This is a genomic window from Aliidiomarina sp. B3213 (genome assembly GCF_003290085.1).
Taxonomy (GTDB): domain Bacteria; phylum Pseudomonadota; class Gammaproteobacteria; order Enterobacterales; family Alteromonadaceae; genus Aliidiomarina.
In genome coordinates this window covers 1-433 of sequence record NZ_QMKJ01000010.1, presented here as the reverse complement: position 1 = coordinate 433, position 433 = coordinate 1, and the positions used below count along the sequence as shown (strand labels likewise).

The 433-nt window shown below is 52.9% G+C and carries 1 tRNA gene; it reads left to right on the top strand.

The features are described from left to right. Positions 1-322: 322 nt before the first annotated feature. Positions 323-398, top strand: a tRNA-Ala gene (locus DQX04_RS12335). Positions 399-433 lie beyond the last annotated feature (35 nt).

The window sequence follows — 433 nt, the reverse complement described above, 5'->3', positions numbered from 1 at the left end:
CTTCGTTGTTTTCGTCGTCGCATACTGGTGTATGCTTCCTCCTCAACGCCTTGCTAAACCGCAAATTACTTTTGTCGCTCTGAACTGCGTTGTCGGCTTCGTCGCATACTGGTGTATGCTTCCTCGCCTCCGCCTTGTCAGAACGCCAAAACCGCTGAAGTGAATAGCTGATAAAAGCGTCACGAAAGCGATGTCAGAATGCGCAGGATAAAGCATCGAGGCCAAGGCTTGCGACGAGTGATTGAAGGAGCATACCTCAATGGTATGTGACTGATTGAGCGAGGAGTATAACGCAGGCATCGGTGGTTTATACAAGCACGAGGGGGCCATAGCTCAGCTGGGAGAGCGCCTGGTTTGCATCCAGGAGGTCTGCGGTTCGATCCCGCATGGCTCCACCATCTACCTTATCTCTGCGTTCGCTGCGTCGTCGTGT